We start from the raw sequence: 24,231 nt of genomic DNA on the forward strand, positions 1-24,231 counted from the left end.
CAGCAACAAGTTAGTTATTAGTAGAATTAGCTAACTCTGCCAGACGTTCTTGCTGGTCTTGAGAGATACAAGATTGAATAACCGTTTCTAAATCACCTTCTAAGACAGGGTTAAGAGAATAATTCTGTCCTAGACGGTGGTCGGTCACGCGATTATCTTTATAATTGTAGGTGCGAATTTTTTCTGATCTCGACCCTGTACCAACTTGCGATCGCCTCATGGAAGTTACAGCGTCTTGTTGTTCACTTAACTTCATTTCGTACAGTTTAGCCCGGAGGATTTGCATCGCCCGTTCTTTGTTTTGCAACTGGCTACGTTCTTCTGTACAAAAAATGCGGATACCTGTGGGTTTGTGGAACAAGTCAGCAGCGGTTTCCACTTTGTTGACGTTTTGTCCACCAGCACCACCAGAACGTGCTGTACTCATTTCAATATCTTTGGGATCAATGTGAATTTCTACATCATCCACTTCTGGCATAATCGCTACTGTGGCCGTAGAAGTGTGAACCCTTCCCCCCGCTTCAGTTGCAGGTACACGCTGCACGCGATGCACTCCCGCTTCAAACTTTAGCTGGCTGTAAACGCTATCACCCTGAATTTCGAGGATTACTTCTTTAAAGCCGCCCATTTCACCTAGTGACTCGCTCACTAGTTTTACTTTCCAATTCTGGAGTTCAGCATAGCGGGAGTACATCCGCAGTAAATCGCCAGCCCAAATACTCGCTTCATCACCACCAGTACCAGCACGAATTTCCAACATGATGTTTTTATCATCATTGGGGTCGCGAGGTAAGAGTAAAACCTTCAACCGAGTTTCTAGGTATTCTAATTTTTCTTCTAATTCTTTTACTTCCAAAGCTGCCATTTCTTGCAACTCTGGGTCACCGTTGGACTCTTTGAGTACCTGACGCGCTCCTACTAATTCTTCAGTAGCCGTTTTCCAGGTTTCGTAAGTATTTACTACCTCTTCCAAAGATGAACGCGACTTGGCGATTTTTTGATACTCATCAGGATTGCTAGCAGTATCAGGATCAGCCAGCCGACGGGTTAATTCATTAAAGGTTTGTTCAACCGATGTAAGTTTATCTAGTAAGTATGATTCAGCCATGACGAATGCGATCGCTCCTTAAAATAACAAATTGGCTCGCCAAAAAATGACAATCGACCCAGCAGTTGCAGGGTCGTCGTTAACAGCAGAGCCAAGCCGCTACTTATTTTCTTGGGTTTCGTCTGTAGCTTGAGTACTGCTCATACCGTATTTACGCAAGAAGCGTTCAACTCGACCTTCAGTGTCAATCAGCTTCTGAGTACCAGTATAAAAGGGATGATTTCCAGACCATACGTCTACGTGCAATTCCGGCTTGGTAGAGCCAACAGTCATAACAACTTGACCGTTACAGTAAACTTTAGCGTCTGGATACCACTGGGGATGAATATCAGATTTAGCCATGTTTTTTGTCGTGAATCTATATCAATTATAACTTTTAGGTGTGAAGAGGGACTAGGGACTGGGGGCTAGGGAAGAATTTTTTCTATACCCAATACCCAATATCCCCAATGCCCAATCCTTAACGCTTGGAGTACTGAGGAGCTTTCCGGGCTTTGTGCAAACCATATTTTTTCCGTTCTTTGGCACGAGGATCACGAGTTAGGTAGCCCTCGATTTTCAAAGGTGGACGGTTTTCAGGGTCTAGTTGACACAAGGCGCGAGCAACTCCTAAACGAATAGAATCAGCTTGTCCGGTTAAACCGCCGCCTTCAGCTTTCACCAAAATGTCGTATTCGTTTTCCAATCCTAGAGTTTCTAGAGGGTTTCTAATGACTCCTAGGTAGTTGGCGTTGAATTGAAAGTACAATTCTCCATCCTTACCGTTGACCGTCAACTTACCTTCACCGGGAACCAATCTGACCCGTGCTACGGCGGATTTACGGCGGCCTGTACCCCAGTACACGGCGCGACCGCTATTTGCTTCGGCTACTACCATTAATTTTCTGCTCCAGGAATTGTATTAATGTTGAGTTCTTTGGGTTTTTGTGCGTCGTGGGGATGTGTAGGCCCAGCGTAGACTTTTAATTTGGTGAACAACTGCTTACCGAGACTATTTTTCGGTAGCATTCCTTTGACGGCGTGTTCTACTATCCTTTCTGGTAGGCGTTGTTGCAGTTTGGCAAAGGTTTCTGTTTTCATCCCGCCAGGACGGCCGGAATGGCGACGGTAAAGTTTTTGACTGCGTTTTTTGCCTGTGACTGCTACTTTTTCAGCATTGACAACGATGACAAAGTCACCTGTATCCATGTGAGGAGTGTATTCGGCTTTCTTTTTGCCTCTGAGAATCATAGCGATTTCAGTTGCGAGGCGGCCGAGGCGTTTATCTGTGGCATCTACTACGTACCACTCACGCTCAAGGGATGCTTGAGGAGGAAGGTATGTTTTACTCATTGGGGTTTTGTTTTACTTGCTGGTGTGGAAATGAGATCAACGGTATCTAGTTGGGGATATTCCCTGGGAATAATCGGCGGAAAAACCAACTTTGGCAGGGTTTCATACCAAATCTCTAGGGGAAAGGGAAAGTCTGGATAGCCAACTCTTAATAAACACAAACCCTGAGGGGGGGCAGCGTGTTTGACTTCTTCCCGACGTTGTTCTTTCCAGAGTTCGGTGAAGCTGGCAAGTGAACGCTGGCCAGAGCCTACTTGTACCAGCATTCCTACTAACAGGCGTACCATGCCATATAAAAATCCATTTGCCTGAATTTCAATATGAAGAAACGGCCCACTGCGATGACATTCTGCCGCTTGCACCTCTACCCAAGAATGCGATCGCTTTGACCCTGCACGGTGAAATGCAGCCAAATGATGCCTCCCCATCAAGGGTGTTAGGGCAGCTTGGATTAAGCATTCATCCAGGGGTGCATAATAATAATGCCAACTAAAGGGTCTAACGAACAAGTTCGGTCGATCTTCAGTGTATATGGTGTAGCGATACCGTCGATAAGCTGCACTAAAACGTGCGTGCCAATGGTGATCGACACTAGCCGAAGCCTTTATTAGTATATCTTGAGGCAGATAGCTGTTAAGGATTGCTGCCCACTTGTGAGGTGGTATCAAACCTGTGGCTTCAAAATGGGCTACTTGAGCAGCAGCATGGACTCCAGAATCGGTTCGCCCGGCACCATGTAACGTCACATGATAACCAAGCACCGTGGCGATGGCTGTTTCTATTTCTTCTTGAACTGTACGATGTTGCTTTTGCCGTTGCCAGCCATGAAAATGAGTGCCCAAGTATTGAATTACTAGGGCTACTCGATGGGTTTGGGTCGGCTGGTGGCTTTCTAACATACAACTCGATTTTAGATTTCCAATTTCAGATTTAATCCAAAATTTAAAATCCCAAATCTAAAATTATGACTATACCAGTTCAATTATGGCCATTTCCGCATTATCTCCGCGACGAGGGACGGTATGTAGAATGCGGGTATAACCACCTTGGCGATTGCCATATCGGTTAGGTGCTTGCTCAAATAAAGCATGAACCAGTTGCTTGTCGTAGATATAGCCTAAAGCTTCCCGACGTGCTGATAAGGAACCATTTTTGGCTAAAGTAATCATTTTATCCACTTCACTCCGCACTACTTTAGCTCTGATTAAAGTAGTAGTAATCCGGCCATGACGGATAACTTCGGTGGTGAGCGCGCGTAACAGGGCACGGCGCTGGTCAGCTGGTTTACTGAGTTTTTTTACTCGACAACGGTGACGCATAATAATGCACTATGAATTTAGTAAAAATTGGCCTATGGGTGTTTAGAGCCTCGTTCTTGGGGCAAAGTAATACCTAAGCGGCGCTGTAAAGCTTCAACTACCTCTTCTGCTGACTTTTGACCAAAGTTTTTAATTTCTAACAAGTCTTCTTGGGTAAAATCCAACAAGTCAGCTACAGAGTTAACTTGTGCGCGTTTGAGACAGTTGTAAGCCCGCACAGAAAGTTGCAACTCTTCAATGGGAATTTGGGCAGTGGGGTCGTCTGGGATATCAGCACCGGTATCTGTTGGTTCTAGTGAGATATCTTTTAATGGATTAAATAGCTCTACTAAAATACCAGCGGCTGACGATAGTGCTTCTTGGGGGGAGATACTACCATTTGTCCAGACTTCTAACAGTAGTCGGTCTTTGGTAATTGAGCCATCTCCACGGGCTTCTTCGACACTGTAATTGACTTTCCGCACTGGCATAAACACGGAGTCGATTTGCAGGAAGTCTAAAGAAGTAGCTTCCTCTCTTCCCCGCTCTACGGTGCGATAGCCTTTGCCTTTCTCAATCCGAAATTCCATTTCCAGCTTGCCTCCCTCGGCGAGGGTTGCTACATACTGGGTGGGATCTATTACTTCGACTTCACTGGGTAAATCAAAGTGTGCCACGGTGACCGTTGCTGGCCCATTCACAAGTAATCTGCCAATCTGGGCTTGAGAAGAATAGCTTCTGAGGATGACTTCCTTCATTTTCATGAGGATTTCTAGCACATCTTCTCGCACGCCGGGAACTGTAGCGAACTCGTGGGAGACGCCGGCAATTCTGACTGCTGTAACTGCTGTTCCTTCTAGATTCGACAGTAAAACCCGCCGCAGCGCGTTGCCCACTGTTGTTCCTTGACCACGCTCTAGAGGTTCGAGAACAAATTTACTGTAATGGCTCCGACTTTCCTCAGTATTAGACTCTACACATTCAATTTGAAACTGCGCCACGGATTAGCCTCCCTTTTTTAAGGTGCTGCTAGCAGGCAAATCAATTGCCTCCCGAATTTACTTTTGTTTCCCTAGGTTTCTCTAGGTAGATTAAACTGCCAGGATTTAATGGCAGGATGGTTTGATATCGCTATTTAGGAGCAAATATCATTTATTTAATTTGGTTGCTCTGAAGTTTACCAGCCCTCCCGACAGGAAGAGCTGACTTGCTTCTAGTCGCTCAAGTTATCAGAAACAGTTTGTAGACCAAACACTTAACAGGTTGCATCTAGACTCGGCGGCGCTTCGGTGGACGGCAACCATTGTGAGGAATCGGGGTAATATCCCGAATCAATGTAATTTCCAGTCCTGCTCCTTGGAGGGCGCGAATAGCGGTTTCTCTACCTGCTCCAGGGCCACTTACCATGACCTCAATTTGGCGCATTCCTTGATCCATGGCCCGCCGGGCTGCACTTTCAGCAGCGGTTTGTGCAGCAAAGGGAGTTCCCTTTTTGGCTCCCTTAAAACCGCTAGAACCTGCACTAGCCCAGGAAATCACATCACCATTTTGATCGGTAATGGTGACAATGCTATTGTTGAAAGTAGACTGAATGTAGGCCATGCCGTTGGGGACGTTCCGCTTCTGCTTTTTGCTCCCGCCTTTTTTAGTTGGTTGTCTCGCCATATTTGTTTAGTGAATTTAAGGTTAAACTTGCCTGCCAGAAGAGCAAGCATTGAAAGTTTATTTGCCTGGAGCCTTCTTCTTACCAGCCACTGTCTGCCTTCTACCACGACGGGTTCTAGCATTAGTACGGGTTCTTTGACCTCTGACTGGTAAGCCCATGCGGTGACGACGACCTCGGTAGCAACCAATGTCAACCAAGCGTTTGATGTTCATGGCTTCTAAGCGCCGTAAATCACCTTCAACTTGGTAGTTGCTTTCTATTTCGCCGCGCAGCGCTGCTACGTCAGCATCACTTAAATCTTTAACGCGGGTATCTGGGTTGACACCTGTAGCTGCTAAAATTTCCAGCGACCTTGTTAACCCAATTCCGTAGATATAAGTCAGACCAATTTCTACACGCTTATCGCGTGGAAGGTCTACTCCGGAAATACGTGCCACAATGAATTTCTCCCTATTGTTATCGCAGTTGCTGTTAGAAAAGTGTGATTAATCGCCTTTGCAGCGTTTGATGGTAATCACTCTGTATTGCACCTCACTCTCAAATGTGCCAGAGTGCTATCCTTGACGTTGTTTGTGTTTGGGATTGACGCAAATCACCATCACGCGACCGCGACGGCGGATCACGTTACACTTTTCACAAATTTTTTTGACTGAGGCTCGGACTTTCATGCCTTTTCTAGTTGACTCCAAATAGTAAATTATAGCATTTTTAGGGAAAATAATTCAGTTAATTAATTGGGTAGACCCCAAAAAGATGGTTTTATGGTAATATTCTCTACATATGACTATTTCTTCCGCAGTCTATAAGTAATTCTGCCTTTTGTCAGGTCGTAAGGAGTTAACTCTACCTTGACGCGATCGCCAGGTAAAATCTTGATGTAATTACGGCGAATCTTACCAGAAATGTGTGCTAAGACATTGAATCCATTGTCCAAGTCAACGCGAAACATCGCATTGGGCAAGGACTCTGTGACAGTGCCTTCCATTTCAATCAAATCTTGCTTAGACAATTTGTTTTTTCCTCAACTCAACAATCTCCTATTTAGTCAGTTGCAGCACTTCATCTGCAAAAGAACACAAATTAAGAAATATATCAACAATTTATTAATATATCTTAGCTAAAATTGACTTGCATTTTGCTATGAGGGGGAGTAGTGAATCAGTACGGTCTTGGCGTGCCGGAGGCATTACCCCAAAGTTGGGAGTAGTAAGTTATAAATTGTCTACTCCCATTGCTCTACCTAGTCAGCTATGATTTTTTGCAGTTCATCAGTGACTTCTTCTTGGGATTGATCACCGTTAATCGTCAAAAGTTTTTGGCGATCGCCGTAATAATCAATTAAAGGTGCAGTGTCAGCCCGGTAAACTTCTAGACGATGACGAATTACCTCTTCGGTATCATCTTTTCGTCCTCTAGCTAGTAAACGTGCTACTACAACATTGTCTGGAGCATCCAAGTTAACGACCCTTTCGTTACTCTGATGAAGTTCTGCCAGCAATTTTTCTAAAAAAGCGGCTTGAGTAACTTTACGGGGAAAACCATCGAGAATCCAGCCAAATTTAACATCTGGTTGATGCAATCGCTCCTGCACTAAATCCTGAACTAACTGGTCGGGGACTAAATCGCCGCTATTTACATAACTTTGAGCTTTAATTCCCAAAGGAGTTTGCTCTTGCATTGCTTGTCTTAATATTTCCCCTGTAGAAATATGGGGAATATTTAAATGTGCAGCTAAGGTTTGAGCTTGAGTTCCTTTACCAGCTCCAGGTGGGCCCAAGAAGATTAATCGCGTCACTGTCACTATTGTTTCACCATTCCTTCATAGCGCTGAGAGATAACGTAAGTTTGGACTTGTTTTGCTGTATCGATAGCCACACCTACTAAAATTAGTAAAGAAGTAGCACCCAAGCCTCTAAATGTTGGTACACCTAAAGCACTTTCCACGGCAGTGGGGATAATAGCCACAAAGCCCAAAAAGATCGCGCCCAAAAATGTTAGTCGATTAATGACGCGCTCCAGGTACTCGCTTGTCGCCTTTCCTGGACGAATCCCCGGAATGCTAGATCCCATTTTCTTCAGGTTCTGCGCCACATCAACTGGGTTGACAATCAATGAAGAATAGAAGTAACTAAAGAAAATGATGGAAACTAAGTAGACCAGAGCATAAACCCAAGCCCCAGATCCTCCAGGACTAAGATAAGTGTTGACTATATTTGCTATTTCCGGATTGCGGGTAAAGTTAGCGATTAACAGTGGCAGACTCAGAATGGCAGCTGCAAAAATAATCGGCATGACACCACCGGAATTGAGCCGCAGGGGTAAATAACTGCGTTGCTCTGCCAATACTCGACGACCTACTTGGCGACGCGCGGAAATAATCGGGATCCGACGGATGCCTTCTTGAACAAAAACAATACCCACAATTGTTGCCAAGAAGACCAAGACTAAGACAATGACGCGGCCAACGATTTCTCTGCCACCCACTTGCACCAAGTCAATGGTATCGCCCAAGGCTTTTGGTAATGAAGCGACAATGTTGACAAAAATCAGCAATGATGCTCCATTGCCGATTCCCCGCTCTGTAATTAGTTCTGATGCCCACATGACAAACATGGAACCAGCAGTGAGAGCGATCGCTGTTTCAGCTACAAATATTAAACCTGGATTTAAAGCAAATTGTTGCAGGAAGAATGCCGAGAAAGCCACACTTTGAATAGTTGCCCAAACCACAGTGACGTAGCGGGTAATTTGCGAAATTTTTCGCCTTCCCGCTTCGCCTTCATTTTTTTGTAAATTTTCTAAAGATGGAATTGCCGCAGTTAGCAATTGGATAATAATGGACGCATTAATAAAGGGCAAAATCCCTAAAGCAAAAATTCCCAAAGTGGAAAGTCCGCGCCCAGAGAATATATCCAACAAACCGAAGACGGCATTATTACCCGATATTGCTTCGGCAAACCTTGCTCTATCAAGTCCTGGTACTGGCAAAAAGATGCCTAAGCGAACCAAAATTAAAATACCGACGGTGACAAGCAGCCTACCTCTCAGTCCGGCTGCTTGTGCCATCTGCATAAAAGTTTCTTGAGCCGTTGGGGCTTTTTCTCGACTGATCATAGAATGCTACCTTTACTGTGAACCAGGCATTGGCAGCTAGTTTGCAAAGTGCGGTTTCGTTCTCACTATAAGACTTCGCAACTGCCACCAGCTGCCTCAATTTTGCTCCGAGCTTGTCCTGTAAAAGCTGCCGCTTGTACCTTGAGCGATACATTCAATTCCCCGTTGCCCAAAATTTTCAATGGGCCTTTAGAAGCAGTAAGGATACCTGCCTTTTTCAAGGAATCCAAAGTTACTTCTGTATTGGCAGGAAGAGAGGCTAGCTTATCTACATTAATCGTAGTGTAAATTTTCCGATTCACAACCGGAAAGCCCTTAAGCTTAGGTACACGACGGTATAGTGGTTGCTGACCACCTTCAAAACCCGGTCTAGTACCACTACCAGAACGAGATTTTTGACCTCTCATACCTAAACCAGCGCTAGCACCTTGACCAGCGGAGATACCCCTAGCTACACGGCGGCGGCGTTTTTTGGAGCCTTTTTGGGGCTTAACATCGTTGAGTCTCATGATGTAATTAGTATTTGTTTACACAAAAGCTCTGATAGGGCGACTCTACTAGATGTAGAGTTTTTCAATGGGAATACCCCGATCTTCAGCTACTTCAGAAAGAGTACGTAGTGTAGATAAAGCATTCACTGCGGCTCTAGCGTTGTTAAGTGGGTTATTGGAGCCGAGTTGCTTGGCTAAGATGTTACGAACCCCTGCCAATTCCAAAACAGTCCGTACAGCACCACCGGCAATTACCCCAGTACCAGGTGCAGCTGGGCGCATCATTACCTTAGCACCACCACCGACACCATCAATAGGATGGGGAATGGAGTTGGATTTGGTCATGGGGATATCAATCAGATGTTTTTTGCCATCGGCTACACCTTTTTTCACAGCGCCAATAACATCTGAGGCTTTACCTACTCCTACACCAACTTGGCCGCGTTCATTGCCGACGACGACGATCGCTCGGAAGCTAAGTTTTTTACCTCCCTTGACGACCTTACTCACCCGGCGGATTTGGATGACACGCTCTTGCCAGTTAGTTTCTTCTTTCTTTGTGCGGTTCGCTTTACGACGACCAGTTGCCATAATCAAATGCTCTCTATTAGTCAGTTGTCTTTTGTCTTTTGTCATTTGTCTTTTGTCTTTAGCCAATGACTAATGACCAATGACTAATGACTAATGACTTTAGAAATCTAAACCAGCTTCGCGTGCTGCATCAGCTAAGGCTTTGACACGACCATGATATAAGTTACCACCGCGATCAAAGACTACTTTGGTGATTCCTTTCTCTAGCAATCGCACTGCGATCAATTTGCCAACTTGCGCTGATGCTTCACAAGTAGCACCTGTAGATAAATTAGTTTTCAAATCTGGTTCTACAGTTGAGGCTGCTACTAAGGTGTGATGCTGTGTATCATCAATTACCTGAGCATAAATATGTTCATTGGAACGAAATACGGCTAAACGGGGACGTTCTGTAGAGCCGATAACTTTACCACGAACGCGTCGATGGCGACGTTGTTTTGATTCTCTACGAGTAAGTTTCATGTTTACTTCTTACCACTCTTACCAGTCTTACCAGCTTTGCGTCTGACCACTTCACCGGCATAGCGAATACCTTTACCTTTGTAGGGTTCTGGTGGACGCACGGCACGAATTTTGGCTGCTGTGTTGCCTACTATTTCTTTGTCGTAGCCAGTAACGATGACGTTAGTGTTATTCTCAACGGCAAATTGCACGCCTTCTGGGGGAACAATTTGCACTTGGTGGCTGAAACCCATGTTCAAAACTAGATTTCGCCCTTGAACTTGTGCCCGGTAACCCACGCCTTGGATTTCCAAACGACGTTGAAAGCCTTGAGAAACTCCCTCGACCATATTGGCGACCAAGGTGCGGCTTAAACCGTGCATTTGTCTAGAAACACGGGTTTCATCCCGACGGGTTACCTGTAGGATTTCTCCTTCTTGGGAGACAATGACATTGGCAGGTAGATCACGAGAAAGTTCACCTTTAGGGCCTTTCACTACTACCTTTGTGCCATCAATTGTCACTTGCACTTTGGCAGGAATTGTAATTGGACGTTTACCAATACGAGACATGACCTTTTGTCCTTTGTTATTTGTCCTTTGTCTTTTGTCAGTTAATGATGACAAATGACTAAATGACTACCAAACATAGCAAAGCACTTCACCACCCAAGCTCTGACGCCGTGCTTCACGGTCAGTCATGATGCCACTGGATGTAGAAATAATGGCAATGCCGATACCACCTAGTACCCTTGGTAATTCTTTTCTGTTGGAGTAAACGCGCAAACCAGGTTTACTCACTCGCTTCAAGGCAGTAATTAGGGGTTGACGATTCTTACCTTTGTATTTCAGGGAAATAACTAGGTTACGTTTTACCCCTGCTTCTGCTTCGGAAAATTCAGCAATAAAGCCTTCCTCTTGTAGTACTTTTGCAATACTACGAGTCATTTTTGTGGCTGGCACGTTTGTAGTTTGATGCCTTGCCAGGTTGGCATTGCGGATGCGCGTCAGCATATCTGCAACTGTGTCGTTAGCCGCCATCGTTCCCTCTTTAGATGAACTTATTGATCGCGAAAAGGCATTCCCATTTCTTTAAGTAAGGCGCGGCCTTCTTCGTCGGTTTTCGCTGTAGTGATGATAGAAATATCCAGACCACGGATTTGGTCGATACTGTCGTACTCGACTTCTGGAAAAATTAGCTGTTCTCTCACACCCAGAGTATAGTTTCCGCGACCGTCAAAACTTTTAGGACTAATGCCCCGAAAGTCTCTAATTCTGGGTAATGATAAGCTAACCAGTCGGTCGAGAAAAGCGTACATCCGCTCGCTTCTGAGGGTCACCATGATGCCAACAGGCATACCCTGCCGAATTTTAAAGCCGGCGATCGCCTTTTTCGCTCGCGTCACAACTGGTTTTTGACCAGTAATCAGCGCAATTTCATTTAAAGACGCTTCTAGCGCCTTAGCATTTTGAGCCGCTTCCCCCAAACCTCGGTTAATAGTAATTTTGACTAACTTCGGTACTTGATGAACATTAGTGTATTCAAACTGACTCGTCAGTTTGGGGACAATTGTCTCTTGGTATAAGGTTTTGAGTCTTGTTGTCGCCATAGTTGTTTGTCCTTATCCCTGGTCTTGGTCAGGGAAGATGATATGGGGGATTTTAGATGAAAAATTTTAAATCTAAAATCTCAAGTTGGGTAAATTCTTAGCTATCGAGAACTTCGCCCGTTTTTTTCAGTTTTCTCACCTTTTTACCTTCTGCGGTGAAGGTATAGCAAACACGACTGGTGACGTTTTGCTTGGTGGAGTAGAGCATCACATTGGAGCTATGAATAGGAGCTTCCTGGGTGACAATCCGGCCTGATTCCCCTTCTTGTTGGGGTTTCATGTGTTTAGTCTTAATGTTGACGCCTTTGACAATGACTTTACTGAGTTGGGGGAGTGCTTTGACCACTTCGCCAACTTTACCTTTGTCTTTGCCAGCAATCACTTGCACGGTATCACCAGTTTTGACATGCATTTTGTAGAATACTTTAGGCTTTTCCTTGCGGTTTGCCATTACAGCACCTCCGGAGCCAGAGAAACAATTTTGGTGAAGTTTTTATCGCGTAATTCCCGGGCAACTGGGCCAAAAACCCGTGTACCTCTGGGATTACCATCTTTGTTGATGATCACAGCTGCGTTATCGTCAAAGCGAATGGTCATACCACTATCCCGGCGGATGTTGTGACGGGTGCGGACAATTACTGCCTCGACGACATCGGATTTTTTCACAGCCATGTTGGGAATGGCATCTTTGACAACAGCAATAATTTTGTCGCCGATAAAACCATAACGTCTATTGCCAGCACCTAATACACGGATGCACATGAGTTTTTTGGCACCGCTATTATCTGCGACATTAAGGAAAGTCTGGGGTTGAATCACAATTGGTCTCCCTTTTGGAGTTGTTAGTTGTTATACAACTATTAAGTTGTCGCTTTGGTGTTCAAGATTTCTTTGACTTGCCAGCGCTTGGTTTTACTCAAAGGTCTAGTTTCTTGAATCCGCACGCGATCGCCCACTTTGCATTTACTGTCTTCATCGTGAGCTTTGTAGCGTCGGGTTTGAACTACAATTTTGCCGTACTTGGGATGAGGAGCGCGGTTTTCCACAGCGACTACCACCGTTTTTTGCATTTTGTCACTCACGACCAAGCCGACTCGTTCTTTGATTGCCATAATCTCCTATTGCTCTTCTGTAGTCGGTTGACTTGTTGCCCGTTTGCGTTCTGATTCTACAGTCAGCAATTGGGCTAGGCGATGTCGGGCGTGGCGGAATTGGTGAGGTTTATCTAATTGTCTTGTAGCTTTTTGTAAGCGCAACTGAAATAGTTGTTTTTTGACAGTGATAATTTCCTCAGCCAGTTTATCGTCACTTAATTCTCTAGCTTCTGAAATTTTGGGAAGAGGCATAACCTACTCCTGCTCCTGTGGTTGAGGACGCACAATAAACTTGGTTTTAATCGGCAGCTTATTGGAAGCTAGCCGCATAGCTTCACGGGCGATTTCTTCAGAAACGCCAGCGATTTCAAACATAATGCGTCCTGGCTTAACTACGGCTACCCAAAACTCTGGCGAACCTTTACCAGAACCCATCCGGGTTTCAGCTGGACGCATGGTTACAGGTTTATCGGGGAAAATCCGAATCCAGATTTTACCACCCCGACGGATATAACGGGTCATTGCGCGCCGGGAGGCTTCAATTTGCCGAGAGGTAATCCAGGCTGGTTCTTGAGCTTGAAGAGCAAAATCACCAAAATTAATGTTACAGCCACGGTGGGCTAGACCTTCCATTCGTCCGCGTTGTTGTTTGCGGAATTTAGTTCTTCTAGGACTTAACATGACTAGGTACTAGGGATTAGGGATTAGGGATGAGGAATTAGGGATTAAAGACTGGGGTCTAGTATTTTTCTAGCCTCTAGCCTCTAGCCTAAGCGCCTCTATCCTTCATTAGATCGGTCTTCAAATTGCTGACGACGGCGCTGTTGTTGACGGCGACGAGGTTCGCGATCGCGTGTATTCGGTGCCGAGGGAGTTTCCTCTTGTCCAGGGATAATTTCTCCCTTGAACACCCATACTTTGATTCCTAGAATCCCGTAAATTGTTTTGGCTGTGCAGTAAGCGTAATCAATGTCAGCGCGTAAGGTATGTAAAGGTACTCTACCTTCGCGAGTCCACTCTGTCCGGGCAATTTCTGCCCCGTTGAGGCGACCACTGACTTGAATTTTAATGCCTTGGACACCAGCACGTTGAGCGCGCTGAATGGCTTGCCTTACTACGCGCCGAAACGAAACACGACGTTCTAATTGTTGAGCAATGTATTCACCAATCAAGTAGGCATCAGCATCAACTTTTTGAACTTCAACAACGTTAATGCGGATTTGCCGATTGCTACCCAAAAGTTCTTGTAGTCCGTTACGCAGTGATTCAATGCCTTGTCCACCGCGACCTACAACTACACCAGGTCTAGCTGTGCGTACTTCTAAGTCGATTTGGTCGGCTTTGCGCTCAATTCGCACTTCGGAAATACCAGCGTTGTTTTGCGCCAGTCTACCTAACTTTTTTTCTATGTACTGACGGAGTTTGTAGTCTTCTTGGAGAAGTTCTGGATAACGTTCGGGAATGGCAAACCAACGGGATTGATGCTCTTGTGTAATCCCCAGACGAAAACCAACTGGATGAATCTTCTGTCCCACAAATGCTTCCTCTAAAATTTCTGATCTTTACGCAATTTTTTTGCCTGGTAATTATTCAGCATCTGCACCAGCCGCTACGGCTAAAGTGATGTGACACGTGGGTTTGCGAATTTGGTAAGCTCGGCCTTGCGCCCTTGGCTGAAACCGTTTTAGGACTGGGCCTTGATCAGCATAAGCTTGAGTAATGACCAGGGTTGCCCGGTCTAAACCAGCGTTATGCTCGGCGTTAGCAGCGGCGCTTCTCAGCAGTTTCAATATTGGATCACAGGCTCTATAAGGCATGAATTCCAGGACAATTAGTGCTTCCCGGTAGGAACGTCCCCGGATTTGGTCGAGGACACGACGCACTTTGTAGGGAGAAATGCGTATAAAACGAGCGATCGCCTTTACTTCAGTAGTATCAGTTGCCATAATTTTCTCCTTGAGTCATTAGTCATTAGCTAAAGACTAATAACTAATAACTATCTCCCTGCTTTTTTGTCACTTTTGCCATGACCTCTGTAGGTACGTGTGGGGGCAAATTCTCCCAACTTATGCCCTACCATTTGCTCGTTAACAAATACGGGAACGTGTTGGCGCCCGTTATGCACAGCTATGGTATGACCTATCATCAAGGGCAAGATTGTTGATGCTCTTGACCAAGTTTTAATAACTTGTTTTTCGTTTTTCGCGTTCAGTTTTTCGATTTTACTGAGCAAGTGATCGGCCACGAAAGGACCTTTTTTTAGAGAACGACCCATAGTTCGATTTTGGATTGTGGATGAATAATTTCGGATTTTGATCAATTAGGCTGACAAATTTGGGATTTTATCAGTAAACCTAATTTAAAATCCCAAATTGAAAATCTAAAATTCTATGACTGACGACCACCACGTCCGCGTTTAGAAGATTTACGGCGACGACGCACAATCAATTTGCTACTAGCTTTTTTGGGTTTGCGTGTCTTGGCACCCAAGGTAGGTTTACCCCAAGGTGTTACAGGCCCTGGTCTACCAATAGGCGCTCTACCTTCACCACCGCCGTGTGGGTGATCCACAGGGTTCATCACACTACCCCTAACCTTGGGACGGCGACCTTTCCAACGATTTCTACCAGCTTTACCTGCACTCAAGTTTCTGGCGTCAGTGTTTCCGACTTGTCCAATGGTGGCGTAGCATTCCCGGCGAATCATCCGGACTTCTCCCGAAGGTAACTTGAGTGTTACATACTTACCTTCTTTGGCTACAACCTGGGCACTAGCACCAGCAGCACGAACTATTTGTCCACCCTTATCAGGTGTGAGTTCTACGTTGTGAACAGCAGTACCCAAAGGAATGTTGGAGAGCGGTAAAGCATTACCATCTTCAAAAGGAGCGTCAGCCCCTGCAATTATGGTTGTGCCAACTTTCAACCCATTGGGATGAAGAATGTAACGCTTTTCGCCGTCTTCATATAACAACAGAGCTATGCGAGCGTTGCGATTAGGATCATATTCAACTGCTGTGACTTGGGCTGGAATGTTACGCTTATCACGTTTAAAATCAATGATCCGGTAAAGTTGTTTGTGCCCGCCACCCCGACGACGGCTAGTAATCCGACCTTGGTTGTTACGACCTTTGGGACGGTGTACGTATACTGTTAACGACTTTTCTGGCTTTGACTTGGTAATTTCGGCAAAGTCAGAGATGGTAACTTGACGCGTACTGGGGGTATAAGGGCGATAAGAACGAGTACCCATATTTTTATACCTCTGGGAATAGAACTTGTCTAATTTTGTCTACATCCCCAGGGGCTACAGTGATGATAGCTCGCTTATATTGGGGCTTGTAACCAATAAATTTGCCGACACGACGCTGTTTGCGCGGTGGCATCATGGTATTAATTTTGACAATTTTGACTTGAAACAAGTCTTCAAGTGCCGCCTTAATTTGTGGCTTGCTGGCCTTGGGAGCTACTTCAAAAGTATATTTGTTTTGCTCCATGAGGATGGTCGCCTTCTCGGTGACTATTGGGCGACGCACTAAGTCGGCAAGGTTGCGGGGGTCAAACTTAGGCACTGTAGACCTCCTTGATCTTTTCTAGGGCTGATGCCGTGATGACAATCTTGTCAGCGTGCAGCAAATCATAGACATTTAGCTGGTCGGCTGCAATGATTTTTAAGTTTTCAATATTGCGGGCTGACAAATAAACGTTATCTGTATCTACAATTGCCGGCAAAATTAACAGTGACTTAATTTCTGGTGTTGCTCCCCAACGACTTAGTGCTGCCACTAATTCTTTGGTTTTAGGGCGGGATAGTTCGTTGTTAAATTCTTCTACGATAATCAAATCGTCGGCGCGACTAACCAGGGCAGTTCGCAATGCTAAACGCCGTTCTTTGCGGTTTAATTTCAAGTTGAAGTCTCTGGGTTTTGGCCCAAAGATCACACCACCACCACGCCATAGGGGTGAACGAATAGAGCCTGCACGAGCGCGTCCAGTACCTTTTTGCCGCCAAGGTTTACGTCCACCGCCTCTAACTTCAGCACGAGTTTTTGTGCTAGCGGTTCCTTGACGAGCATTGGTCATTTGTCTTACTAAGGCTCGATGCACAATGTGAGATGCTGTTGATTCTTTGGCAACTTTCAACTCGAAAGTTGTCTCACCAACTTGCTCTCCTTGCCAATTTTTAACTACACTTTCAACCATTTTTTTGTCCTTTGTCTTTTATCCTTTACTAGTTGTTGGTTGTCATTTGTCTTGATTTCTGTTGTTGGTTGTCATTTATGTTTAGTTAATGACTTACATGACTAATGACTACTTCCCAACTCGCTTTGCAGGCAGAATATTGACTAAGGACCCTGGTTTACCAGGAATGGCTCCTTTAATTAGCAATAAGTTGCGTTCTGGGTCTACTCGCACTACAGTCAATTTGCGAATTGTCACGCGCTTCCCACCTAAACGTCCTGCCATCCGTTTGCCTGGATAGACGCGTCCTGGGGTTGTACCAGCACCGATAGAACCGGGCGCTCTGTGGTTTTTAGAACCATGTGACATAGGCCCACGACCAAAGTTGTTGCGCTTTTGGTTACCCGCAAAACCTCTACCGATACTGGTACCTACTACATCTACAATTTGACCTGCACTAAAAATATCTGCCTTAATTTCTTGTCCTAGAGCATAGTCGCTAGGATTCTCTGTGTGATACTCATTCAGATGTCGTAATGCTGGAGCAGATGATTTGGCTAAGTGTCCCAGCAGAGGTCTATTGAGCGCCTTAGGTTTAACGTCACCATAACCAACTTGGATGGCGGCGTAACCGTCGGTCTGCTTCGTTTTAATTTGGGTAACAGTGCATGGACCTGCTTGAACGATGGTGACAGGAATGGATACTCCTTCTTCGTCAAAGACTTGGGTCATGCCCAGCTTGGTGCCGAGAATACCTACAGACACAGTTACTGGTTCTCCTTATATACTTGCTGGCTTTGTCATTGGACTCTTGAAAACACCTTGATAGGTGCTGATTAAGGTTGAACGAACCTTTAATTTGGGAGCAGCTGACGCTGTTCCACTTTTGCCGATACACAAAAAGCTGTGTCCTTACAGTTTGGTGAATCCGTTTACTTTCATTCACTTGGTCACCAAAACAGCCAAAAGAGTCTTCCCTTTGGTAAGAAATAACCTCTGGAATTAGGGCAATGCTTTAGAGCTTTGCGCTTTGTGCAGCAATGCTTTCGTCCAAGCTATTGCTTAGGCACTTTCCGGAGGCAGTACTGTAGGTGGGTTCTCCAACCTCATGCTACTGCCGTGCTTTTGTGGGACTTAAGTGACTTCTAGCCACTCAGTATCCTTTAACTGAGGCTGAAACCAACATGGCTCCTTCAGTTTTTGACACTCAACACAATTACCTTAAACTATAGTCTAAGATTTTCCCTGATTTTTCAAGGCTACCGGAGTGAATTCAGTCGGAGTTGTTTGTTGGCTTTGGTGATTGAGCCATCAACTCTTTATTTAACCTTAAGGCTTTTCCAGTTTACCAGTCTCTGATAACTTTGAGCCAAATCAATTTTATGAAAAATTGATTTACTGGCTTTGGTTAATATGCTATCTAAAAATAGCATGAGAAATGGCTGGCTAAGTTGCTCAATAGGTCACAATCTAACATCATAAATCATATACCTGGTTTTGTCGATAAATTTTTAAGAGGGGCTAGTATTGTTAGCACGGTACTTTCAAGAAAAATGGGCTTTCTGTCGGCGATACTTTAACCTAATGTGGGTTCAGGTGAATAATAGAGATATCTAAGTGGGCTAGGACGAAAACTTTATGGCACTAATTACCACTGGCAACGGTTTAATTCGCGATCTGGAAAAATTTGGCTCTCTTGGAGTTTATGTACCCCTAGAAGGGGGTTTTGAAGGTCGATATCGGCGCCGACTGCGTGCAGCTGGCTATGTTAATCTTCATATTACTGCTAGGGGACTGGGCGACGTAGCTGCCTATCTCACAGGAGTTCATGGAGTCAGACCACCTCATTTGGGGAAAAAAAGTACAGGTAGTGGTGCAGCGGTAGGGTATGTGTATTATTTACCTCCAATTGTCAACTACAACCTAGAGCAGCTGCCACCAAAGTCGAAGGGTTTGGTGTTGTGGATCATTGAAGGGCATATTCTTTCTGATCAGGAAGTTGAGTACTTAGCAACTTTGCCCAGCTTAGAACCACGAGTGAAGATAGTTGTTGAGAGGGGAGGCGATCGCGCTTTCCGTTGGCAACCTCTTAAAGATACGTACTCTGCTAGTTATCGGGCTGTGTAATCAGTGAACATTTGGGCGATCGCCACTGCTAAAACTTACTCAAGGTGCGATCGCCCATTTTACAGACAATTACAGCTAAGAATCGGCATACTGTAAAAGGGAGACTAATGTAGACTACTCCCAACTTTCCCAAGCGTGAAGGTGATCAAGCGAAAATGAGACGTAAATCTACTGGTAGATCGGCTACTAATTCTCAGCCTCCTGCTATCCAATCTTCTTTATTTAACATCTCTACCATCGCTATTTTGGCTGGGGTGCTGGTTTTAGGAATTGGCATTGGCATTGCTTTTAGCTCCACAACTACTTTAACTCCATCAAATGTGGCTTCTCGTGAATTCATTGATACTAAAGCCCCAAACCCTGAAATTTGCGTCCAGAATGGAGCTAGTGCAATGGTGATGGATGCTAGACTGTTCGTAACTCTCAACCCCTTTAATGTCTATGTTGCTCAACCAAGTATGCGTCCTGGGTGCGTTCTCCGCCAAAATAACTGGGCAATTTTAGAGCAACGCAAACTTGTCTCATCTAGTCAGGTAAGAGAATGTAAAAATCGCCTGAACACTTTTGGCTTTACAGGTAATTTGGAAAGCGAAAAACCTGATATTAGATGTATTTATCAAAATGAAGCAGCGCAAAACTTCTTCACGTCTCAACCAGGTGCGGTTTCACAACCCCAAGAAACAGATAGATTTTAGTGAGAAACTAGAGGTTAGAGGCTAAAGGTTAGTGTTTTTACTTAGTAATCTAGGCTGACAATGGATACTAAGTTGCATTTATAAATGTAAGGGAGAAAAAATTTTCCCCATTCCCCAAAAAAGTTAGGGTTAGGCTGAAGATGCGCGCATTTGCATTAGTTGGGTTTGGGAAGGGGTTGACCAAACTCAATTACATCTACACGAGGTTCATCGAGTAGAGAGTTGGGGGTTGTGGGAATGGGAAAATCAGGAATCGTTCCAGGAGGAATGTTATTAAAATTATTGGGTTGATTAGGGAAAGTGGCTGGAGGTAGAATAGAACCGGGTACTTGAGAAGAGTTGTTGGGAATCAGGGGCGGTACAGTGACAAAAGGTTGCTGAGAATTATTGTTTATTGGAGATAAGGTACTGGGTAACTGGAGATAGTTACTGGTAGGGTAGCCCAGATTTGGGGTTAAATTATAGGGTAAGGACTGAAAATTTTCCGGTTGTGTAGGGGGAATATATTTAGTAATCGTAGGACGTAACACCCAGCGCGTGGGGTTTTGTTGGGAAACTGGTTGCAGTTGTACTTTGTTGGTATCTATAAAGTTACCGGCTGCCAAATCCAACACAATACGAGTTACAGTCTCATTTAATTGGGCTACACGAATTCTTTGAATTGCTCCCACATAATTTTGTGTTGTAGGCACATACCCTAACTTGGTATCTGGCAAATCCACAACTAAACGAGGTGGTTCGGGGAGATAGAAGTATTGGGGAGTTGTACCTGCTGAGAGGGTAATTTCTAATCGCACAACCTCTGGGTTAAAGCGCCAATTATTTAGTCTTGCCACTGGTGCAGCAGTACTAATGCCTGTTTGCAGGGCAATGAATGCATACAAGCCAAGCAGACGTTGACTCCATTGCAAAGATTGCCTAATTGCTAGTTTTTTGTACATTATTACTAATAGGTCATTAGGTAATAGTTTTTCTTGGAAAAATAAATGATTACTGAATTTTTAGTAATCTCTACTATATTCCAGGGATATATTAACAAAAAAAATTAAGGTTATAGGATAGGATATATTATGAAATATTTAGGATATAGTACAGAAATTTACAGAAATTGCCTCTTAACAAGGGTGGTATAGCAAGTTATGTAAAAATTTATCTTGACATCTAAAAATCCCTGGCTATAGTTATTATAGTGTTTCTCAAAATATACTAAATTTATCATCTGCATAGTTTCAGTTGAAATTAATTTTGCAGATGTCATTTTTGATGTTAAATACACCTTTGTTCATTATTTATAAATATATGCTTGAGCTAAGGTTAATTGTCAATGAAAATAAAGCTAAAAAAGCACAATTTATCTAAACAAATTCTTGAAGAAATATCCCAGGGAATAAGAGATTCTCTTCCATCTATTGCTGGGATATTATTTTTATTAAGTATCTGGCATTTATTAAGTTTAAGTCCTAATACCTTATTACCTTCTCCCCTCGAAGTTGTGATCAACACTTGGGATTTAATTAAAAATCCATTTTTTAATCATGGAGGACATAATAAAGGTTTTTTCTGGTTAATTTTAGCTAGTTTAAAAAGAGTCGTTATAGGCTATTTTTTGGCAGCAATATTAGGAATTCCTATTGGTTTTCTTATTAGTCTAAACAGTTTTTGTAGAAAAGCGATTGACCCTATTATTCAATTACTGCGTCCTGTAGCTCCATTAGCTTGGCTCCCTATGGCGCAAGCAGTATTCCTCAAACCAAATCCTTCAGCTATTTTTGTGATTTTTATTACTGCTATTTGGCCAATAATTCTTAATACTGCTTTGGGTGTACAGCTTATACCAAAAGATTATATCAATGTCTCCAAAATATTAGGTTTATCAATATTTGAAAATTTTTGGCAAATTTTATTACCTGCAACTCTGCCTTACATATTTACAGGGCTAAGAATTGCTATTGGTTTATCTTGGCTAGCTGTTGTAGCAGCCGAAATGCTACTTTCTGATGATGGAATTGGCTTTTTTATTGTTGATGCTTACAATAATGCTAATATCCATGAAATCATCTTGGCAATTGCTTATCTCGGTGGAGTTGGTTTAGTTTTAGATAAAATTATGGCTTATGTTTCTACCAAAATAACTCCTCAAGAATAATTTTGCTTTAAATAAACAATCTGCGGGAAATATATACGTCAAACATAAAGGACATACTGTGTCTATTTTTGTGGAAATCAAGGGTATAGAAAAAGAGTTTAGGCTCGATAATGGAACGTATAATATAGTTCTTAAAGAAATTAATTTAGACATTAAAAAAGCAAAATTTGTCTCTCTTATTGGACATTCTGGTTGTGGCAAATCTACCTTACTAAATATAGTCGCCGGTTTAGAAAAACCCACGAGAGGACGGGTCTTAGTTGATGGTCAATTGGTTAAAAAACCTGCCCGCGATCGCATGGTGGTGTTTCAGAACTATTCTCTCTTACCTTGGCTGACTGCTTGGGACAATGTGGCGTTATTTGTCAATAAAGCAATGCCTCATAAATCGAAACATGAACGCCAGCAAATTATTGCCTCTCACCTAGAAATGGTGGGATTAAAAGATGCTGCATCTAAGAAACCAGGGCAACTTTCTGGAGGAATGAAACAGCGAGTTGCATTGGCGAGGGCTTTAGCAATTCAGCCCAAATTACTGCTATTAGATGAGCCATTCGGGGCATTAGATGCATTAACGCGCGGTTCTTTACAAGTAGAGTTGATGCGAATTTGTGAAGCACATCATATCACAACAATGATGGTGACGCATGATGTAGATGAAGCGTTGTTACTTTCTGATCAGATTGTCATGTTGAAAAATGGCCCGGCTGCAACCGTTGGTCAAATTTTAGATGTACCTTTTAAACACCCGCGTTCTCTAGAAATCAAGAATTGTTCAGAATATCATTTGTTGCGCCATGAACTAATGCAGTTCTTACAAAACCAAGAACAAGCTAAACATGTAAAAATCTGACATGGCAAAATTTCATCGACGAAAATTCATAGCCGCTGCTAGTGCAGCTGCTTTAACTCATAGCTGTACCAGTAGCTTGACTTCTGGTATCGCTACTACCCAGATGCATCACAGTATTTATGCGAGTCACGTCGATACACCTGAAGTCACCACCGCAACCTTAGGCTTTATTCCCGTAACGAGTTGTTGTCCTGTGATTATTGCCAAAGTTAAGGGATTTTTTGCTAAATATGGGATGGCTGATGTTCGCGTTGTCAAGCAGCCTTCCTGGGCTGTTATGCGTGACAAATTGATGTTAGGTGCTACTAATGATGGTTTAGATGGTGGTCATTTATTGTTTCCCATGACTTATCTCATGGCTACAGGAGAAATTAGCTATGGGCGAAAAATCCCCATGTACATCTTGGCAAGACTGAATGTAAATGGACAGGGAATATCTGTTGCTAATACCTATAAAAATTTAAATTTAGGTCTTGATAGTTCGCCTTTAAAATCAATTTATGCTCAAAAAACACTAGCCGGAGAAACTGTACGTTGTGCAGTTCCCTATCGCAGGGTGACAGGCGATTTTTTTATGCGCTGGTGGTTAGCTTATGGTGGTATCGATCCTGACAGAGATACATCAGTAATTGTGGTTCCTCCACCCCAGATGGTTGCAAGTATGCGGAGTGGAAGTATGGAAGCTTTTTGTGTGGTTGATCCTTGGCATCACCGATTAATTAAACAAGGGCTGGGTTATTCAACTGTTACAAGTGGGGAATTGTGGAATAATCACCCGGAAAAAGCCTTGACAGTGCGGGCTGAATGGGTGGATAAATACCCTAAGGCAGCGAAGGCACTTCTGGCGGCTGTGATGGAGGCGCAAATTTGGTGTGATCACCCAGAAAATAAAGCAGAACTGTTTGAGATCATGTCACAACGGCAATGGATAGGTGTAAAAAATGATTTGATTAGCGATCGCTTGTTAGGCACAATAGATTACGGCAATGGGCGTGTAGTGAAAAACAGCCCTCATGCCATCAAGTACTGGCGGGAAAATGCTTCCTACCCTTTCAAAAGTCACGATTTATGGTTTTTAATTGAAGATATGCGTTGGGGTAATCGTTCCCCTGATTTTGAAACAAAACCCTTAATTGATGCGGTTAACCGTGAAGATTTATGGCGAGAAGCGGCTAAATTCATTGGTCGAGAAGCCGCTATCCCAGCCAGTACATCCCGTGGTGTAGAAAAATTTTTTAATGGCTTAGAATTTGACCCAGAAAATCCCCAAGCTTATTTGAATGCACCCAAGATGAGATGAATGAGTTTTTAAAGGTTCGTAGTGAGGACTTTAGTCCTCCTCTCTTTGAGACGCCAAACCATAAGCAAAGCTCTTTCAAACAAGAGCTATCACCACAAATTTGTGCATAATTCTAAATTTCCACCCCAGTCTATCCTTGCCGGACTCAATTGTCGTGTCTCTCCTAAAAGATTTTTCAGTAGGGG

At 43.8% G+C, this 24,231-nt stretch carries 37 protein-coding genes; 5 read left to right on the forward strand and 32 right to left on the reverse strand.

Going from position 1 to position 24,231, the window contains the following annotated elements; genetic code table 11:
* Positions 1-10 precede the first annotated feature (10 nt).
* The 31 genes from prfA to rplC form a co-directional block, all read right to left on the reverse strand.
* Positions 11-1,108, reverse strand: a complete 1,098-nt coding sequence (gene prfA, locus ACM0OT_RS08005) for a peptide chain release factor 1 (RefSeq protein WP_414563860.1) — start codon at positions 1,106-1,108, stop codon at positions 11-13.
* A gap of 99 nt (positions 1,109-1,207) precedes the next feature.
* A complete protein-coding gene (rpmE, locus tag ACM0OT_RS08010; RefSeq protein WP_414563861.1) occupies positions 1,208-1,450 on the reverse strand; it encodes a 50S ribosomal protein L31 in 243 nt (80 codons plus the stop codon).
* 118 nt (positions 1,451-1,568) lie between these two features.
* Entirely contained in the window at positions 1,569-1,985 is a 417-nt protein-coding gene (gene rpsI, locus ACM0OT_RS08015; protein ID WP_414542485.1) for a 30S ribosomal protein S9, read from the reverse strand.
* A complete protein-coding gene (gene rplM, locus ACM0OT_RS08020) occupies positions 1,985-2,440 on the reverse strand; it encodes a 50S ribosomal protein L13 (RefSeq protein WP_414563862.1) in 456 nt (151 codons plus the stop codon). The genes rpsI and rplM overlap by 1 nt, the downstream gene beginning before the upstream one ends.
* On the reverse strand, positions 2,437-3,339 hold the full coding sequence (truA, locus tag ACM0OT_RS08025) for a tRNA pseudouridine(38-40) synthase TruA (protein ID WP_414563863.1): 903 nt from the start codon (positions 3,337-3,339) through the stop codon (positions 2,437-2,439). The genes rplM and truA overlap by 4 nt, the downstream gene beginning before the upstream one ends.
* A gap of 69 nt (positions 3,340-3,408) precedes the next feature.
* Positions 3,409-3,759, reverse strand: coding sequence for a 50S ribosomal protein L17 (gene rplQ / locus ACM0OT_RS08030; RefSeq protein WP_414542482.1), 351 nt, complete (start codon positions 3,757-3,759; stop codon positions 3,409-3,411).
* Between the two features lie 32 nt (positions 3,760-3,791).
* Complete coding sequence (locus tag ACM0OT_RS08035; RefSeq protein WP_414542481.1) at positions 3,792-4,739, reverse strand: DNA-directed RNA polymerase subunit alpha; 948 nt, start codon at positions 4,737-4,739, stop codon at positions 3,792-3,794.
* 268 nt (positions 4,740-5,007) lie between these two features.
* Positions 5,008-5,403, reverse strand: a complete 396-nt coding sequence (rpsK, locus tag ACM0OT_RS08040) for a 30S ribosomal protein S11 (RefSeq protein WP_414542480.1) — start codon at positions 5,401-5,403, stop codon at positions 5,008-5,010.
* 57 nt (positions 5,404-5,460) lie between these two features.
* Positions 5,461-5,841 (reverse strand): 30S ribosomal protein S13, encoded by a 381-nt coding sequence (gene rpsM / locus ACM0OT_RS08045; RefSeq protein ID WP_414542479.1) that lies wholly within the window; start codon positions 5,839-5,841, stop codon positions 5,461-5,463.
* 117 nt (positions 5,842-5,958) lie between these two features.
* Positions 5,959-6,072 carry a 50S ribosomal protein L36 gene (rpmJ, locus tag ACM0OT_RS08050; RefSeq protein WP_010998333.1) on the reverse strand — a complete coding sequence of 38 codons (114 nt, stop codon included), beginning with the start codon at positions 6,070-6,072 and terminating at the stop codon, positions 5,959-5,961.
* A 116-nt stretch (positions 6,073-6,188) separates the two neighbouring features.
* The gene (infA, locus tag ACM0OT_RS08055) at positions 6,189-6,413 is read right to left on the reverse strand and encodes a translation initiation factor IF-1 (RefSeq protein WP_006276978.1); all 225 of its coding nucleotides are present in this window, start codon (positions 6,411-6,413) and stop codon (positions 6,189-6,191) included.
* Positions 6,414-6,644: 231 nt separating this feature from the next.
* Entirely contained in the window at positions 6,645-7,199 is a 555-nt protein-coding gene (locus ACM0OT_RS08060) for an adenylate kinase (RefSeq protein WP_414563963.1), read from the reverse strand.
* 5 nt (positions 7,200-7,204) lie between these two features.
* On the reverse strand, positions 7,205-8,518 hold the full coding sequence (gene secY, locus ACM0OT_RS08065) for a preprotein translocase subunit SecY (protein ID WP_414542478.1): 1,314 nt from the start codon (positions 8,516-8,518) through the stop codon (positions 7,205-7,207).
* Positions 8,519-8,583: 65 nt separating this feature from the next.
* Positions 8,584-9,027, reverse strand: coding sequence for a 50S ribosomal protein L15 (gene rplO, locus ACM0OT_RS08070; RefSeq protein ID WP_414542477.1), 444 nt, complete (start codon positions 9,025-9,027; stop codon positions 8,584-8,586).
* A gap of 48 nt (positions 9,028-9,075) precedes the next feature.
* Positions 9,076-9,600 (reverse strand): 30S ribosomal protein S5, encoded by a 525-nt coding sequence (gene rpsE / locus ACM0OT_RS08075; protein WP_414542538.1) that lies wholly within the window; start codon positions 9,598-9,600, stop codon positions 9,076-9,078.
* Between the two features lie 99 nt (positions 9,601-9,699).
* Positions 9,700-10,062 carry a 50S ribosomal protein L18 gene (rplR, locus tag ACM0OT_RS08080; protein ID WP_414542476.1) on the reverse strand — a complete coding sequence of 121 codons (363 nt, stop codon included), beginning with the start codon at positions 10,060-10,062 and terminating at the stop codon, positions 9,700-9,702.
* 2 nt (positions 10,063-10,064) lie between these two features.
* A complete protein-coding gene (gene rplF / locus ACM0OT_RS08085) occupies positions 10,065-10,613 on the reverse strand; it encodes a 50S ribosomal protein L6 (RefSeq protein ID WP_414542475.1) in 549 nt (182 codons plus the stop codon).
* A gap of 66 nt (positions 10,614-10,679) precedes the next feature.
* The gene (gene rpsH / locus ACM0OT_RS08090; RefSeq protein ID WP_414563864.1) at positions 10,680-11,081 is read right to left on the reverse strand and encodes a 30S ribosomal protein S8; all 402 of its coding nucleotides are present in this window, start codon (positions 11,079-11,081) and stop codon (positions 10,680-10,682) included.
* A 20-nt stretch (positions 11,082-11,101) separates the two neighbouring features.
* Entirely contained in the window at positions 11,102-11,650 is a 549-nt protein-coding gene (rplE, locus tag ACM0OT_RS08095; protein WP_414563865.1) for a 50S ribosomal protein L5, read from the reverse strand.
* Between the two features lie 97 nt (positions 11,651-11,747).
* Positions 11,748-12,101 (reverse strand): 50S ribosomal protein L24, encoded by a 354-nt coding sequence (rplX, locus tag ACM0OT_RS08100; RefSeq protein ID WP_414563866.1) that lies wholly within the window; start codon positions 12,099-12,101, stop codon positions 11,748-11,750.
* The gene (rplN, locus tag ACM0OT_RS08105) at positions 12,101-12,469 is read right to left on the reverse strand and encodes a 50S ribosomal protein L14 (protein ID WP_414542471.1); all 369 of its coding nucleotides are present in this window, start codon (positions 12,467-12,469) and stop codon (positions 12,101-12,103) included. Before rplN ends, rplX begins: the two co-directional genes overlap by 1 nt.
* 41 nt (positions 12,470-12,510) lie before the next feature.
* Positions 12,511-12,762, reverse strand: coding sequence for a 30S ribosomal protein S17 (gene rpsQ, locus ACM0OT_RS08110; RefSeq protein ID WP_414563867.1), 252 nt, complete (start codon positions 12,760-12,762; stop codon positions 12,511-12,513).
* Between the two features lie 6 nt (positions 12,763-12,768).
* Positions 12,769-12,996, reverse strand: coding sequence for a 50S ribosomal protein L29 (gene rpmC / locus ACM0OT_RS08115; protein WP_414563868.1), 228 nt, complete (start codon positions 12,994-12,996; stop codon positions 12,769-12,771).
* Positions 12,997-12,999: 3 nt separating this feature from the next.
* The gene (gene rplP, locus ACM0OT_RS08120; RefSeq protein WP_414542468.1) at positions 13,000-13,425 is read right to left on the reverse strand and encodes a 50S ribosomal protein L16; all 426 of its coding nucleotides are present in this window, start codon (positions 13,423-13,425) and stop codon (positions 13,000-13,002) included.
* Positions 13,426-13,523: 98 nt separating this feature from the next.
* Positions 13,524-14,279, reverse strand: coding sequence for a 30S ribosomal protein S3 (gene rpsC, locus ACM0OT_RS08125; RefSeq protein ID WP_414563869.1), 756 nt, complete (start codon positions 14,277-14,279; stop codon positions 13,524-13,526).
* A 51-nt stretch (positions 14,280-14,330) separates the two neighbouring features.
* A complete protein-coding gene (gene rplV, locus ACM0OT_RS08130) occupies positions 14,331-14,690 on the reverse strand; it encodes a 50S ribosomal protein L22 (protein WP_414542466.1) in 360 nt (119 codons plus the stop codon).
* 50 nt (positions 14,691-14,740) lie between these two features.
* Positions 14,741-15,019 (reverse strand): 30S ribosomal protein S19, encoded by a 279-nt coding sequence (rpsS, locus tag ACM0OT_RS08135; RefSeq protein WP_200989454.1) that lies wholly within the window; start codon positions 15,017-15,019, stop codon positions 14,741-14,743.
* A gap of 113 nt (positions 15,020-15,132) precedes the next feature.
* Positions 15,133-15,996, reverse strand: coding sequence for a 50S ribosomal protein L2 (gene rplB / locus ACM0OT_RS08140; RefSeq protein WP_414563870.1), 864 nt, complete (start codon positions 15,994-15,996; stop codon positions 15,133-15,135).
* 4 nt (positions 15,997-16,000) lie between these two features.
* Positions 16,001-16,315, reverse strand: a complete 315-nt coding sequence (locus ACM0OT_RS08145; protein WP_414563871.1) for a 50S ribosomal protein L23 — start codon at positions 16,313-16,315, stop codon at positions 16,001-16,003.
* Positions 16,308-16,946 (reverse strand): 50S ribosomal protein L4, encoded by a 639-nt coding sequence (gene rplD / locus ACM0OT_RS08150; RefSeq protein ID WP_414563872.1) that lies wholly within the window; start codon positions 16,944-16,946, stop codon positions 16,308-16,310. Before rplD ends, ACM0OT_RS08145 begins: the two co-directional genes overlap by 8 nt.
* Positions 16,947-17,054: 108 nt before the next feature.
* Positions 17,055-17,690, reverse strand: coding sequence for a 50S ribosomal protein L3 (gene rplC / locus ACM0OT_RS08155; RefSeq protein ID WP_414542462.1), 636 nt, complete (start codon positions 17,688-17,690; stop codon positions 17,055-17,057).
* 873 nt (positions 17,691-18,563) lie between these two features.
* Here rplC and ACM0OT_RS08160 point away from each other — a divergent pair.
* Together ACM0OT_RS08160 and ACM0OT_RS08165 are read left to right on the forward strand one after the other, a co-directional pair.
* A complete protein-coding gene (locus ACM0OT_RS08160) occupies positions 18,564-19,052 on the forward strand; it encodes an NAD(P)H-quinone oxidoreductase subunit N (RefSeq protein WP_414563873.1) in 489 nt (162 codons plus the stop codon).
* Positions 19,053-19,207: 155 nt separating this feature from the next.
* Entirely contained in the window at positions 19,208-19,747 is a 540-nt protein-coding gene (locus ACM0OT_RS08165; RefSeq protein WP_414563874.1) for a DUF3172 domain-containing protein, read from the forward strand.
* Positions 19,748-19,902: 155 nt separating this feature from the next.
* Here ACM0OT_RS08165 and ACM0OT_RS08170 read toward each other — a convergent pair whose 3' ends face one another.
* Positions 19,903-20,688, reverse strand: coding sequence for an AMIN domain-containing protein (locus ACM0OT_RS08170; protein WP_414563875.1), 786 nt, complete (start codon positions 20,686-20,688; stop codon positions 19,903-19,905).
* Between the two features lie 383 nt (positions 20,689-21,071).
* Between ACM0OT_RS08170 and ntrB the strand changes: the two genes are divergently transcribed.
* From ntrB to ACM0OT_RS08185, 3 genes are read left to right on the forward strand one after another with little or no spacing between them, the layout of a single operon-like run.
* Entirely contained in the window at positions 21,072-21,893 is an 822-nt protein-coding gene (gene ntrB, locus ACM0OT_RS08175) for a nitrate ABC transporter permease (protein ID WP_414563876.1), read from the forward strand.
* 58 nt (positions 21,894-21,951) lie between these two features.
* Entirely contained in the window at positions 21,952-22,746 is a 795-nt protein-coding gene (locus ACM0OT_RS08180; protein ID WP_414563877.1) for an ABC transporter ATP-binding protein, read from the forward strand.
* Position 22,747: 1 nt separating this feature from the next.
* Complete coding sequence (locus ACM0OT_RS08185) at positions 22,748-24,046, forward strand: CmpA/NrtA family ABC transporter substrate-binding protein (protein WP_414563878.1); 1,299 nt, start codon at positions 22,748-22,750, stop codon at positions 24,044-24,046.
* Positions 24,047-24,231 lie beyond the last annotated feature (185 nt).

The organism is Anabaena sp. CCY 9613 (genome assembly GCF_963920895.1).
GTDB lineage: Bacteria > Cyanobacteriota > Cyanobacteriia > Cyanobacteriales > Nostocaceae > Cyanocohniella.